The organism is Stenotrophomonas sp. GD03819, assembly GCF_029841665.1.
In the GTDB taxonomy this organism is placed as follows: Bacteria; Pseudomonadota; Gammaproteobacteria; order Xanthomonadales; family Xanthomonadaceae; genus Stenotrophomonas; species Stenotrophomonas geniculata.
The window spans coordinates 24,836-37,817 of record NZ_JAOCEW010000044.1 but is presented as its reverse complement, the minus strand read 5'-3'; the positions used below and the strand labels follow the sequence as shown (position 1 = coordinate 37,817).

Genomic DNA, 12,982 nt, shown 5'->3' with positions numbered 1-12,982 from the left:
TCCGCATGCGCCGGGCATTCAGCCGAGCATGGCTCGGCTCTACAGAGGCACAGCGGGCGGTGCGGGTGGATCGCCGCATTGGCGTGGCTGCTCATCCCTTCCGCGCACGCGGCTGATCGCCTGCTGCTTGATCCGTCCGGTCTCGACCCGGCGCAGCAGCAACTCGCCAGCCAGACCCTGGCCGACGTGCAGTCCCTGCTGCCCGATGGCCTGCTGCGTGCATTGCCGTCACAGGTCCAGGTGCGTTGGCGTGATGACCTGCCGGCCGATGTGCACGGCCGGGCCTTCGCCGGGCGCATCGCCCTGCGTCGCGAGCTGCTGGATGATGCCGTGCCCGGCGCGCGTCGCGCACGCCGCAGCGCGCTGGTACACGAACTGGCCCATGTCGCCGACCGTACGGGGGCGAACTGGTCGCGCAGTGTGCGCTGGCGTGATCTGGCCGGATGGCAGCGCAAGCCCTGGCATCTCGGCCGTGGCGACAACGACTTCCGTGACCGCAGTCCCGATGCGTATGAACTGAAGGACCCGGCCGAGTACCTGGCGGTGAACGCCGAGCATTTCCTGCTGGACGCTGAGTTCGCCTGCCGGCGTCCGGCGCTGGCGCAGTGGTACCAGGTCCATTTCGGAACCCCGCCATCGCTGCCGCAGTCGCACTGCGCGACCGCGTTGCCATTGCTGCAGGCCGAATCGGAGGAGGGTGCGGCATCGCTGCTGCAGCTCGACCCCGCGCGTGTCCATGCGGTGGATTACCTGTTCGCCGAAGGCAGTGCGCAGCCGATGAGCCGCTGGGGCCACAGCATGCTGCGGCTGGTGATCTGCCGGCCAGGCCGTGCGCCGGGGCCGGACTGTCGCCTGGACCTGGAATACCACCGCGTGCTGTCGTTCCGCGCATTCGTCGGCGATGTGCAGATTTCCAACTGGCGTGGCCTGACCGGCGGCTACCCGTCGCGCCTGTTCGTGCTGCCGCTGCAGCAGGTGGTGGACGAGTACACCAAGGTGGAACTGCGTGGGTTGCAGTCGCTGCCGTTGCAGTTGTCGCCCGGCGAGATCGCCAGCCTGCTCGAGCGCACTGCACAGGTGCACTGGAACTATGACGGGCGCTATTACTTCATCAGCAACAACTGCGCGGTGGAAACCGCCAAGCTGCTACAGGCGGGCGTGCCGCGGCTGGGCGAGGCCGGGCTGGCCCAGCTGAGCCCGCGCGGACTGAAGCGGCGACTGGTGCGGCTGGACGTACTCGACGAGGGGGTGCTGACGGACCGCAATGCAGCGCAGGCGCAGGGGTACTACTTTGCTTCGGCGCGCGACCACTACCAGCAGTTGTTCGCGGTGGCGAGCTCACAGCTGGGGCTGCCGGTGCGCGATGTGCGCGGCTGGCTGAAGTTGCCCGCACCGCAGCGTGCGCCGTGGCTGCTGCAGGGTGACCTGCGTGCCAGCGCCGGGCTGCTGCTGCTGGAGCAGGCGGCGCAACGCCGCGCCGAACTGCGCGCGCGCGATGTGCTGAAACGGCGCCTTCTGGCCGCACCGGCCAGTGCCGAGACGCGCGGCCTGCGCCAGCTGCTGGAGCAAGGTGGGCAATGGTTGCGCCCGGGTACGCTACTGGCGGACGGTGGCTATGGGTTGCCGCTGGTCGATGAGCAGGCGGTGCTGGCCAAAGCGGTTGCCACCGCCAGCGCACAGGCGGTGCCGGCCTGGCAGGCGCTGCGCGTGCAGCTGCGCCAGCAGTTGCCGGCAGGCCAGCGCAACGAGATGGATGCGATCGATGCCAACCTCGCCGCACTCGGCGCGCGCCTGCGGGAACAGGCGGCCGCACCCGCTACTGGCGCGGCAGTTCGATGACGAAACGGCTGCCACCGGCGTTGCCCGCCGTGCAGTAGACGCGGCCGCCGTGCGCGTCGGCGATGGCCTTGACCACCGCCAGGCCGAGGCCACTGCCGCCGCCCTGGCGTGAACGCGAACCGTCGGCACGCATGAACGGGCTGAAGATGTCGGCGTGCAGCTCCGGATCGATGCCCGGGCCCTCATCCTCGATTGCTACCTGTACATGGCCTGGTGTGTCATGCACGGCAATCCGTACCTTGCCCGGGCTGGCATAGCGGCGCGCGTTTTCCAGCAGTGCCAGCAGCGCCTGGCGCAGGCGCGTGGGATCACAGTGCGCGTTGTGTTCCTCGCGGCTGGTTTCCAGCTCCAGCACGAAGCCTGCAGCGCGGAACTGCGGATCGACCAGGGTCATCACCGAATGCACCTCGGCCACCACGTCGGTGCGCGCGCGACGCACGTCCAGCCGCGCATTGTCGGACAGGCTCAGCACGCGCAGATCTTCAATCAGGCGGGACAGCCCTTCGACCTGGGCAAGCAGGCTGCGGAACTGCGACTCGTCCGGCTGGAACACGCCCTCGGCCAGCCCCTGCAGGCGGCCACGCAGGATTGTCACCGGGGTCCGCAATTCATGGGCAATAGCCGCATGCCACATCGCGCGCTCGCTCTCCATGTGCTGCAGGCGGCGCGCCATCGCATTGAAATCCTCGACCAGGGTTGCCACTTCGCCCGGTGAGTTTTCCTCGACGCTGGCGCGCGCACCGAGGTCGCCGCCGGCGAGCGCGCGCACGCTGTCGACCAGCGAATTCAAGGGCGACAGGATGCGATGCGCCAGTCGGAACGAGGCGGCGATGGCCAGTGCCAGGCCGGTCAGGATCACCCCGACCATCCATGCCAGCTCCGGGCCGGTCGGCAGCCAGCTTTCCGGTTCCTCGGCACTGCCGGGGAAGAACTCGACCAGCACCGCGTACAGCAGCCATGACGACAGGATCATCATCACAATGACGCCGATCACCATCAACGACATCGAGACGATGATGTGTCGGCTGAGCCCGGAGCGGCGCAGGTGCGCCATCAGCGGTCGGCCATCAGCCGGTAGCCGACACCGCGGACGCTGGCCGGAACATTGACCATGCCTACTTCGTCCAGCTTGCGGCGCAGCTTGCTGACATGGCTGTCGACGGTGCGTTCCAGCGCTTCGCTTTCCGGCAGGCATTCGTGCATCAGTTCGCTGCGGCTGAAGATGCGGGTCGGCGCCAGCGCCATGCAGTGCAGCAGCTTGAACTCGGTGAGCGTGAGCAGCACTTCGTGGCTGTAGCCTTCGCCCTCCACATGCACGGCATGGGTGGCCGAGTCGATCAGCAGCGGGCCCGCCCGCAGCGCGGTCGGTGCATCCACGCGCGAGGCGCGCAACGTACGCCGCAGCACGGCGCGCACGCGTGCTGCCACTTCGGCCGGATTGAACGGCTTGACCACGTAGTCGTCGGCGCCCATGCGCAGTGCGGTCAGCTTGTCCAGGTCCTGGTCCAGTGCGGTCAGCATGATCACCGGCGTTTCGCCGCGCTGGCGCAGCTGCGTCAGCACGCTCCAGCCATCCAGGCGCGGCAGCTGCACATCGAGCAGGACCAGGTCGGGGCGGGCGCTGCGGTGCAGGTCCAGTGCGCTGTGGCCGTCGGCGGCGCGCAGTGTACGCAGTCCTTCGCGTTCCAGATAGGCAGTGAGAATATCGGCGATCTCGGCCTCATCCTCGACGATCAGGACGAGGGCGGCGAGGGCAGGGGCGGCATGCATGCAGGGGCGGGGCCTTAAGGTGCTTGCCTCCATCGTATCTCCACAGTTCCTCCATCGAAACCCCATCATTGCCACGCACACTTCACGCTTCAGAACCTATCAGCCGCCTGCGCGGCATTGTGCACAGCAATGAGAACCTTCAGGACTCCGGCCACGTTGATCGCGGCCCTCGCCCTGGCCATGACGGCCTGCTCAACCCCCGAAGCTACGCCGGAAGCCACACCGCGTGTCAGCGTGGTCACCGTCGGCCCGCAGGTGGTACAGCGCGATGACGAACTGCCCGGCCGCGTGGCTGCCGTGCGCACCGCACAGATCCGTGCCCAGGTGGGCGGCATCGTGCAACGCCGCCTGTTCGACCAGGGCGCAGAAGTGAGCGCCGGCCAGGCGCTGTTCCAGATCGATCCGGCGGCATTCCGTGCAGACGTGGATTCGGCACTGGCAGCACTTCAACGCAGCGAAGCGGCGCTGGGCCGCAGCCGCGTGCAGTCACAGCGCCTGCATGCACTGGCGGCCGCGCAGGCGGTCAGCCAGCAGCACCGCGACGATGCCAGTGCCGAGTACGAACAGGCCCGTGCCGCGGTGAACGAGGCGCGCGCGATCCTGGCCCGTCGCCAGCTTGACCTGCGCTATGCCACGGTCAGTGCACCGATTGCCGGCCGCATCGACCAGGCGCTGGTGACCGAAGGCGCACTGGTGGGCGTGGCCGATGCCGAGCCGATGGCGGTGGTGCAGCAGATCGACCAGGTCTACGTCGATGTGCGCCAGCCGGCGGCCCAGCTGGAATCACTGCAGCGCAGCGCTGCCGGTGGCGGCGAGCTGCCGGTGACGATCATCGGTGCGGCCGGCAAGCCGCTGTCCGAGCGTGGCCAGATGCTGTTCTCCGGCATCAACGTCGATGCGCGTACCGGTGATGTGATCCTCCGCATTCTGGTCGACAACCCGCAGCGCCAGCTGCTGCCGGGCATGTACGTGCGCGCGAGGGTGCCGCGTGGTGCGCCGGCCAGTGCACTGACCGTGCCACAGCAGGCCGTGCTGCGCAGCGCCGGTGGCCAGGCCTATGCCTGGGTGATCGGTGGCGATGGCAAGGCGGTGATCCGCACGCTGGAGGTCGACGGCAGCGTTGATCGCCAGTGGCTGGTGCGCACGGGCCTGAAGGCGGGCGAAAAGGTAGTGGTCGAGGGCCAGGAACGCCTGCAGGAAGGCGTGGTGGTCGATGCGCGCGATTGGCAGATGCCGGTCGCCAGCGCCAGCGCCAGCGCGGTGCAGGCCGGCAGCAAGGGCTGAGCCTCTACCGGGCTGGTCCCTCCAGGGAAATCCAACATGGCACGTTTCTTCATCGATCGCCCGGTGTTCGCCTGGGTGCTGGCGATCTTCATCATCCTGGCTGGCGTACTGGCAATCCCACGGCTGGCCGTTGAGCGCTATCCGGCGGTGGCGCCACCCAGTGTCAGCATCTATGCCAGCTACCCCGGTGCCAGCCCGCAGACGCTGAATGACGCGGTGGTCGGCCTGATCGAGCGCGAGCTGTCCAGCGTCAAGCACCTGCTGTACTTCGAGTCGTCGGTGGACACCTCCGGCGAAGCCTCGATCACCGCGACCTTCAAGCCGGGTACCAACCCGGAGCTGGCGCAGGTTGACGTGCAGAACCGGATCAAGGCGATCGAACCGCGCCTGCCGCGCAGCGTTCGCCAGAACGGCCTGTTCGTGGAGGCCGCCGATTCCGGCTTCCTGATGCTGGTCGGCCTGCGTTCGCCGGATGCCAGCGTCAGCGAAGCGGCGCTGGGCGACTTCATGGCGCGCAACATCATCGAAGAGCTGCGCCGCATCGATGGCGTCGGCCGCGTGCAGCTGTTCGGCGCCGAGCAGGCGATGCGTGTGTGGCTGGACCCGACCCGGTTGACCGGCTACGGCCTGACCATGGGCGACGTCGCCGCCGCCATCGAGCAGCAGAACCTGGAGATCTCGCCGGGACGCATCGGCGATTCGCCGGGTGTGCCGGGCCAGCGCATTACCGTGCCGTTGAGTGCCGACGGCCAACTGTCCACGCCGGAACAGTTCGCTGCCATCGTGCTGCGCGCCGGGGCCGACGGCTCGCGGGTGCTGCTGGGCGATGTCGCCCGCGTCGAGCTGGGCGCCCAGAGCTATGCCTGGGGCACCCGCGAGGACGGCCATCCGGCCACCGCCGCCGGCGTGCAGCTGCGTCCTGGCGCGAACGCGGTGCGCACCGCGTCGGCGGTGCGTGAGCGCATGGCCGAGCTGGCACCGCTGCTGCCGCGCGGCGTGGAAGCGAGCATTCCGTTCGATACCGCGCCGTTCGTCAAGATCTCGATCCAGAAGGTAGTGCAGACGCTGCTGGAGGCGATGCTGCTGGTGTTCGCGGTGATGTACCTGTTCCTGCAGAACTGGCGCTACACGCTGATCCCGGCGCTGGTCGCACCGATCGCACTGCTGGGCACCTTCGCTGTGATGCTGGCGCTGGGCTTCTCGATCAACGTGCTGACCATGTTCGGCATGGTGCTGGCAATCGGCATCATCGTCGACGACGCGATCGTGGTGGTCGAGGGCGTGGAACGGATCATGGCCGAAGAAGGGCTGCCACCGCGCGAGGCCACCATCAAGGCGATGCGTGAGCTGACCGGCGCAGTGATCGGCATCACCCTGGTGCTGACCGCAGTGTTCATCCCGATGGCGTTGGCCAGCGGTTCGGTGGGCGCGATCTACCGCCAGTTCACCGTGGCGATGGCGATGTCGATCCTGTTCTCGGCGCTGCTGGCCTTGAGCCTGACGCCAGCGTTGTGCGCGACGCTGCTGCGCCCGAACAGCCATGGCCATCATGGTCGTGGCGGGCTGTTCGGCGCTTTCAACCGGGGCTTCGAGGCGATGACCGGGCGCTACCAGCGTGGCGTGGCCTCCGTGCTGCAGCGAAGCGGGCGGGTGATGGGCGTGTTCGCCGCACTGGTAGTGGCGCTGTTGCTGGGCCTGCACTGGTTGCCGGGTGCATTCCTGCCGGAAGAAGACCAGGGCTATTTCATGACCTCGATCCAGCTGCCGGCCGAAGCCACCGCCGAGCGCACGCTGGCCGTGGTCGAAGCCTACGAACGGCATGTGGCGTCACGCCCGGGCATCGGCTCCAACCAGTCGATCCTCGGCTACAGCTTCTCCGGGTCCGGCCCGAGCGCGGCGCTGACCTACACCATGCTGAAGGACTGGGGCGAGCGTGCAGGAGCCACCGCGGCCGGCGAAGTGGAGGCCGCGCAGAAGGCGATGGCGACGATTGCCGAGGGCGAGGTGATGAGCGTGATGCCGCCGGCCATCGACAGCCTGGGACGCTCCTCCGGTTTCTCACTGGCGCTGCAGGCGCGCACCGGGCAGAGCCAGGCAGAGCTGCGCGCGGCCCTGCAGCAGCTGCTGAAGCGGGCCGAGGCCAGTCCGCTGCTGTCGGAGGTGCATGCCGATGGCCTGCCAGCAGGCACCAGCGTGCGGCTGGACATCGACCGCGCCAAGGCCGAGGCGATGGGCGTGGGGTTCGAGCAGATCAGCAGCACGCTGTCGGCGGCGATGGGCTCGCAGTACGTCAACGACTTCCCCAACAAGGGCCGGCTGCAGCAGGTGATCCTGCAGGCCGATGCACCGCACCGGATGGAGCTGGAGGATGTGCTGAAGCTGTACGTTCGCAACAGCGAAGGCGGCATGGTGGCGTTGTCGGAACTGGTGACGCCGCACTGGACCGAGGCGCCGTTGCAGCTGCAGCGCTATCTCGGCTTCCCGGCGCTGAACCTGTCCGGCGCACCGGCCTCCGGCGTGTCGACCGGCCAGGCCATGGCGGAGATGGAGCGGTTGGCGCAGAAGCTGCCGTCCGGCTTTGCCCTGCAGTGGACCAGCCAGTCGCTGCAGGAGCGGGAGTCGGGGGCGCAGGCACCGTGGCTGCTGTTGTTGTCGATGCTGGTGGTGTTCCTGGTGCTGGCGGCTCTCTATGAGAGCTGGTCAATCCCGCTGGCGGTGATGCTGGTGGTGCCGCTGGGCCTGCTCGGTGCGGTCGCCGCGGTGCTGCTGCGGGGCATGCCCAACGACGTGTTCTTCAAGGTCGGCATGATTACCGTGATCGGGCTGTCGGCGAAGAACGCGATCCTCATCGTCGAGTTCGCGCGCCAGCTGCAGCAGCAGGGTCGCGGCCTGGTCGAGGCGGCATTGGAAGCGGCCAGGTTGCGCCTGCGGCCGATCGTGATGACCTCGCTGGCATTCGCGCTGGGCGTGGTGCCGCTGATGCTGGCGCAGGGCGCGTCGAAGGAAACCCAGCAGGCGATTGGAACCGGTGTGTTCGGCGGCATGGTCAGTGCGACCGTGCTGGCGGTGTTCTTCGTACCGGTCTTCTATGTAGTAGTGCAGGGCGCGCGGCAGTGGATCGCGCAACGCCTGCGCAAGCGCCGGCCGATGCCGGAGGGATCCGTGGATGGAACGGAACATCGTTGAAGATCTGCATGAACAACAGTTGATGGTGCTGGAGCAGCGCCTGTGCGCAGCGTTGCTGGAAAATGATCACGATGCGCTGACCGCGCTGGTATCGCCGGCCTTGTTCATGATGGACGGACAGGGCGGGCGCATGCTCGATCTGCCGTGGCTGGGCGATTGGCTGGCCGGCGGACTGCAGGTGCGCAGCCTGCAGCTGCACGCAGTTGAAACGCTGCTGTGTGGTCGCCTGGCACTGCTGTCCAGCAACGTGCGGTTGTCAGTGTGGCAGCAGGACCAGGAGCGTGAAGTGAAGCTGCGCCTGTTGCGCGTTTGGACCTGTAGTTCCGGCGGCAGTGGCGCACAGCTGCTGTCGATGGCGGTGCTGGCCGCCTGAGTGCGGTCAGGCCGCTTTCAGGCCCCGCTCACCGGCAGGTGGTAGGGTCGAGCCTCTCTGTAGTGTCGACAAGGAGTCGAGCCATGCGTGTAGTTCCCAGTCTGTTGGCAGCCTCCCTCGGGGTGGTGCTGGCCGCGTGCCAGCCAGCCCCGCCGCCCGCCGCAGGCGGCAATGATGCCCCGCCTGCCACGCCGCCGCCGGGCGCCAGCACCGAAGGTGGCAGCGAGACCGCCTACCAGTGTGGTGATCTCAGCGTGCGCGCGACCTTCAATGGCGAGGATGCAGCCACGGTGGTGATCGGCGACCGCACCTTCACCATGACCTCCGAACGCGCGGCATCCGGCGCCAAGTATGGCGATGGCCAGGGCAACAGCTTCTGGACCAAGGGCAGCGATGACGGCCTGTTGAGCCTGAAGGGCGAAGCCGATCGCGAGTGCCATGCGGTCGAAGCCACTGAAGGCGATGGCAGTGCCGGCAACGCCGCGTTCCGTGCCACCGGCAACGAGCCGGGGTGGCTTGCGGTCGTTGATGGCGACACGCCGGGCCTGCAGGTGGAAGTCGACTATGGCGAGCGCCGCTTCGATGTCGCCAAGCCCACCAAAGGTGCTGATGGCTGGAGTGGCAAGGCATCCGATGGCACCGACGTCAAGCTCAGCTTCCAGCGCACCACCTGCCAGGACGACATGAGTGGCGAGGCGTTCGAGGCCAAGGTGATGCTGACAGTCGGCACGCGCCAGTACCACGGCTGTGGCAATTTCGGCGCGAAGCAGCCGTAAGCCCTCTGTAGAGCCGAGCCCACGCTCGGCTGCGTTGTGCTCTGCACAGGCACTGCAGCTGAGCGTGGGCTCGGCTCTACACCACTGCTATCAACGATGCGCTGCTTGCTGCCTGCGGCGAACACGCCGCAGGCAGGGACAGGCAGCCGATCAGCGCAAGGCGCTTAGTCGGCACGGCCAGCGAATTCGCCGGTGGCGGTGTTCACCAGCACGCGTTCGCCGTTGACGATGTACTCCGGCACCATGATTTCGATGCCGGTGTTGAGCTTGGCCGGCTTCGGGCGCTTGGTCGCGGTGCCACCCTTCAGCTCCGGCGGCGTCTCGATCACTTCCAGCACCACCGAGGCCGGCAGCTGGATCGCCACCGGCTGCTCGTCGATCACCTGCACGTAGATGCCGGTCAGGCCGTCGGTGATGTAGCCGGCGTCATCGCCGATCACGTCCGCGTCCAGGGTGTAGGGGGTGTAGTCCTCGTCATCGAGGAACACGAAGGCATCGCCATCCTTGTACGAATAGGTGGACTGGCGGCGGAGCAGTTCGACCTCGACCAGGTTGTCGTCGGCATCGAAGCTGGCGTCGAGCTTGTTGCCGCCCGGCACGCTGTACATGATGAAGCGGAAGCGGACGTTGCCGCCGCGACCCTGCGGCGAGCTGCGCTCGATGTCGCGGATCTGGTACACGCCGTTGTTGTACTCGACGACGTTGCCCTTCTTGATGTCGTTGGCTTTCATGGTGATCTAGGTCGTTGGGGGAGGGCGCCGTCCCGGCGCCCGGGGGAATCACTTCGGAGCGAGGCGGGTAGCGCCGTCCAGGCGGATGGTCTCGCCGTTGAGGTAGGTGTTGCCAAGGATGAAGCCGACCAGGCTGGCGAAGTCTTCCGGCTTGCCCAGACGCGACGGGAACGGGATCGAGGCGGCCAGCGACTGCTGCACGGCCTCGGGCATGCCATCGACCATCGGCGTCCAGAACACGCCCGGGGCGATGGTGTTGACGCGGATGCCAAAGCGCGACAGTTCGCGCGCCATCGGCAGCGTCATCGAGACCACGCCGCCCTTGCTGGCGGCATACGCGGCCTGGCCGATCTGGCCTTCATAGGCAGCGATGCTGGCGGTGTTGATGATCACGCCGCGCTCGCCGTCGGTACCGGCTTCGTTGTGCTGCATGCGATTGGCCGCGGCCTTGGCGACGTTGAAGCTGCCGACCAGGTTGACCATCACCGTGCCCTGGAAGCCAGCCAGCGGCATCGGGCCTTCCTTGCCCAGCACGCGGCCGGCGCCGAGGATGCCGGCACAGTTCATCGCCACGTTCAGGCCGCCGAGGAAATCGTGGGCCTGGTCGATGGCCGCAGCCACGGCTGCCTCATCGCTGACGTTGACGTTGAAATAGCGGGCCTTGTCGGTACCCAGCCCGGCAACGGCGGTTGCACCCTTGTCGTCGTTGAGGTCGAACAGGGCCACCTTGCCGCCCTGGGCGACGAGGTGCTGGGCCACGGCCAGGCCGAGGCCGGAAACGCCGCCAGTGATCACGGCACGTACGGAAGACAGCTGCATTGAACGGTCCTGCAGGTTCGAGAACCGCCGATTCTAACGGAAGCCGCGACCGCCGCTGTTGTGCACTGCGCCGCCTTTGCGGGGCGGCGCAGTGCGGTGGTCAACCGGCCGCGGCCAGCGCCTGGCCGGTGCGGCTGGCGGTGGCGCGGCCGAGCAGGCCGGCCAGCCAGCGGCCGGTTTCGGCCAGGGCCGGCAGGTCCACGCCGCTGTCCAGGCCCAGGCCCTGCAGCAGGTAGACCACGTCTTCGCTGGCCACATTGCCGCTGGCGCCCTTCGCATACGGGCAGCCACCGGCGCCGGACACCGCGCTGTCGACCACGCGCACGCCTTCTTCAAGGCAGGTGGCGATGTTGGCGATGGCCTGGCCGTAGGTGTCGTGGAAATGCACGGCCAGCGCCGCCATCGGGATCTCGGCGGCGACCGCCTGCAGCATCGCCCGTGCCTTGCGCGGGGTGCCGACGCCGATGGTGTCGCCCAGTGAGATTTCGTAACAGCCCATCTGGTGCAGGGCGCGCGCCACCCGCACCACGTCGGCCAGCGGCACCTCGCCCTGGTAGGGGCAGCCGAGCACGGTGGAGACGTAGCCACGCACGCGCACGCCATCGGCGGCGGCGCGGCGCAGGATCGGCTCGAACCGGGCCAGCGATTCATCGATGCCGGCATTGGTGTTGGTGCGGTTGAACGCCTCGGACGCGGCGGTGAACACTGCCACTTCCTCCACGCCGACCGCACGGGCACGGTCGTAGCCCTGTTCGTTCGGCACCAGTACCGGGTAGTGGATGCCCGGCCGGCGCTGGATGCCGGCATAGACCTCGGCGGCGTCGGCCAGCTGCGGGATCCACTTCGGGCTGACGAAGCTGGTCGCCTCGATGCTGCGCAGGCCGGTGGCCGACAGGCGGTTGATCAGTTCGATCTTGTCGGCGGTGGAGACCGACTGCTTTTCGTTCTGCAGGCCGTCACGCGGGCCGACCTCGACGATGCGGACGTAGTCGCTCATGCGGTTGCCCCATCGGCAGGGCGGTGGCAGACCGCCTCGATGTTGTTGCCATCCGGGTCGAGTACGAAGGCACCGTAGTAGTCGGGGTGGTACCACGGGCGCAGGCCCGGGGCGCCGTTGTCGCGGCCGCCGGCGGCGAGCGCGGCGGCATGGAAGGCGTCCACCTGGGCGCGGCTGGCGCAGGCAAAAGCCACGTGCACGCCGTGGCTGGCAGTGCCGCCATTGCCAAGCCAGAAGAACGGCTTGCCGTCGTTGCCGAAGCCGATGTGGTCGTGGGCGCCGGTCTGTTCGGCGGTCACTTCCATCACCACGCCGATCTGCAACGGCGCCAGTGCCTGCAGGAAGAAGGCCTTGCTGCGCGCCAGGTCGGCGCTGGTCAAACCAAGATGATCGAGCATGTTCAGGCTTCCGTGACCCAGTGGGGGGCGCGCTTGTCGAGGAAGGCGCCCAGGCCTTCCTGGCCTTCGGCGGACACCCGCAGGCGCGCGATCAGGGCGGCATTATCGCGATCCAGGGTGTCGCGGTCATGGCTGTCGCGGACCTGGCGGACCAGTTGCTTGGCGGTGGACGAGGCGATCGGGCCGGCCTTGTCGAGCAGGGCCAGCTGGCGTTGCACGGCCTCGTCCAGGCGTTCGGGCTCGACCAGCTGGTGGACCAGGCCGATGCGCAGCGCGGTGTCGGCGTCGAAATGCTCGCCGGTGGCGAACCAGCGGCGGGCCTGGCGCGGGCCGATGGCTTCGATCACATAGGGCGAGATCACCGCCGGCAGCAGGCCGAGGCGGCTTTCGGTCAAGCCGAAGCGGGCCGAGGTGCTGGCGATGGCGATGTCGCAGCAGGCGACCAGGCCGACGCCGCCGCCGAAGGCCGCGCCATGGACCCGGGCCAGGGTCGGTTTGGGCAGCTCGTCCAGGGTGCGCATCAGCCGGGCCAGGGCCAGCGAGTCCTCGCGGTTATCGGCTTCGCTGGCCGCCGCCATGCCGCGCATCCACTGCATGTCGGCACCTGCCGAGAAGGAGGCGCCGTGGCCGGCCAGCACCACCGCGCGCACCGAAGCATCGTGGCCGGCGGCCTCCAGTGCGGCGGTCAGCCGGGCGATCAGCCCGGCGTCAAAGGCGTTGTGCAGCTCCGGCCGGTTCAGCCAGAGGGTGAGGGCGGCGCCGCTGCGCTCGATCTGCAAAGCATCGTTCATGGGATTCCAGGGTCACTC

The 12,982-nt window shown here is 68.1% G+C and carries 12 protein-coding genes; 5 read left to right on the top strand and 7 right to left on the bottom strand.

The genetic code is table 11. The features are described 5' to 3' along the window. Nucleotides 1-78: 78 nt before the first annotated feature. A complete protein-coding gene (locus tag N5D45_RS20065; RefSeq protein ID WP_164193699.1) occupies nucleotides 79-1,839 on the top strand; it encodes a DUF4105 domain-containing protein in 1,761 nt (586 codons plus the stop codon). On the opposite strand, the gene N5D45_RS20060 is transcribed toward N5D45_RS20065, so the two are convergent. Together N5D45_RS20060 and N5D45_RS20055 are read right to left on the bottom strand one after the other, a co-directional pair. Further along, nucleotides 1,817-2,893, bottom strand: coding sequence for an ATP-binding protein (locus N5D45_RS20060; RefSeq protein ID WP_019338525.1), 1,077 nt, complete (start codon nucleotides 2,891-2,893; stop codon nucleotides 1,817-1,819). The two genes, N5D45_RS20065 and N5D45_RS20060, sit on opposite strands and share 23 nt — an antisense overlap. After that, nucleotides 2,893-3,609: a response regulator gene (locus tag N5D45_RS20055; RefSeq protein WP_020424480.1), complete on the bottom strand. Its 717-nt coding sequence runs from the start codon at nucleotides 3,607-3,609 to the stop codon at nucleotides 2,893-2,895. The genes N5D45_RS20060 and N5D45_RS20055 overlap by 1 nt, the downstream gene beginning before the upstream one ends. A 129-nt stretch (nucleotides 3,610-3,738) precedes the next feature. On the opposite strand from N5D45_RS20055, the gene N5D45_RS20050 reads away from it, so the two are divergent. From N5D45_RS20050 to N5D45_RS20035, 4 genes are all read left to right on the top strand, one after another. Continuing rightward, on the top strand, nucleotides 3,739-4,893 hold the full coding sequence (locus tag N5D45_RS20050) for an efflux RND transporter periplasmic adaptor subunit (RefSeq protein ID WP_164193696.1): 1,155 nt from the start codon (nucleotides 3,739-3,741) through the stop codon (nucleotides 4,891-4,893). A 36-nt stretch (nucleotides 4,894-4,929) separates the two neighbouring features. Further along, complete coding sequence (locus tag N5D45_RS20045) at nucleotides 4,930-8,079, top strand: multidrug efflux RND transporter permease subunit (RefSeq protein WP_164193693.1); 3,150 nt, start codon at nucleotides 4,930-4,932, stop codon at nucleotides 8,077-8,079. Next, nucleotides 8,060-8,452 carry a nuclear transport factor 2 family protein gene (locus tag N5D45_RS20040; RefSeq protein WP_010482541.1) on the top strand — a complete coding sequence of 131 codons (393 nt, stop codon included), beginning with the start codon at nucleotides 8,060-8,062 and terminating at the stop codon, nucleotides 8,450-8,452. Before N5D45_RS20045 ends, N5D45_RS20040 begins: the two co-directional genes overlap by 20 nt. A gap of 83 nt (nucleotides 8,453-8,535) precedes the next feature. Then, complete coding sequence (locus tag N5D45_RS20035; RefSeq protein ID WP_057502910.1) at nucleotides 8,536-9,228, top strand: MliC family protein; 693 nt, start codon at nucleotides 8,536-8,538, stop codon at nucleotides 9,226-9,228. A 164-nt stretch (nucleotides 9,229-9,392) separates the two neighbouring features. On the opposite strand, the gene yeiP is transcribed toward N5D45_RS20035, so the two are convergent. The 5 genes from yeiP to N5D45_RS20010 all read right to left on the bottom strand — a co-directional run bounded on the left by yeiP (nucleotide 9,393) and on the right by N5D45_RS20010 (nucleotide 12,964). Beyond that, nucleotides 9,393-9,959: an elongation factor P-like protein YeiP gene (yeiP, locus tag N5D45_RS20030; protein WP_005409468.1), complete on the bottom strand. Its 567-nt coding sequence runs from the start codon at nucleotides 9,957-9,959 to the stop codon at nucleotides 9,393-9,395. A 48-nt stretch (nucleotides 9,960-10,007) separates the two neighbouring features. Beyond that, the gene (locus tag N5D45_RS20025) at nucleotides 10,008-10,778 is read right to left on the bottom strand and encodes an SDR family oxidoreductase (RefSeq protein WP_057502909.1); all 771 of its coding nucleotides are present in this window, start codon (nucleotides 10,776-10,778) and stop codon (nucleotides 10,008-10,010) included. Nucleotides 10,779-10,878: 100 nt separating this feature from the next. Next, the gene (locus tag N5D45_RS20020) at nucleotides 10,879-11,775 is read right to left on the bottom strand and encodes a hydroxymethylglutaryl-CoA lyase (RefSeq protein WP_008268685.1); all 897 of its coding nucleotides are present in this window, start codon (nucleotides 11,773-11,775) and stop codon (nucleotides 10,879-10,881) included. Next, nucleotides 11,772-12,173, bottom strand: a complete 402-nt coding sequence (locus tag N5D45_RS20015) for a VOC family protein (RefSeq protein WP_010482537.1) — start codon at nucleotides 12,171-12,173, stop codon at nucleotides 11,772-11,774. The genes N5D45_RS20020 and N5D45_RS20015 overlap by 4 nt, the downstream gene beginning before the upstream one ends. 2 nt (nucleotides 12,174-12,175) lie before the next feature. Continuing rightward, nucleotides 12,176-12,964: an enoyl-CoA hydratase/isomerase family protein gene (locus tag N5D45_RS20010; protein WP_043399004.1), complete on the bottom strand. Its 789-nt coding sequence runs from the start codon at nucleotides 12,962-12,964 to the stop codon at nucleotides 12,176-12,178. Nucleotides 12,965-12,982: the final 18 nt, after the last annotated feature.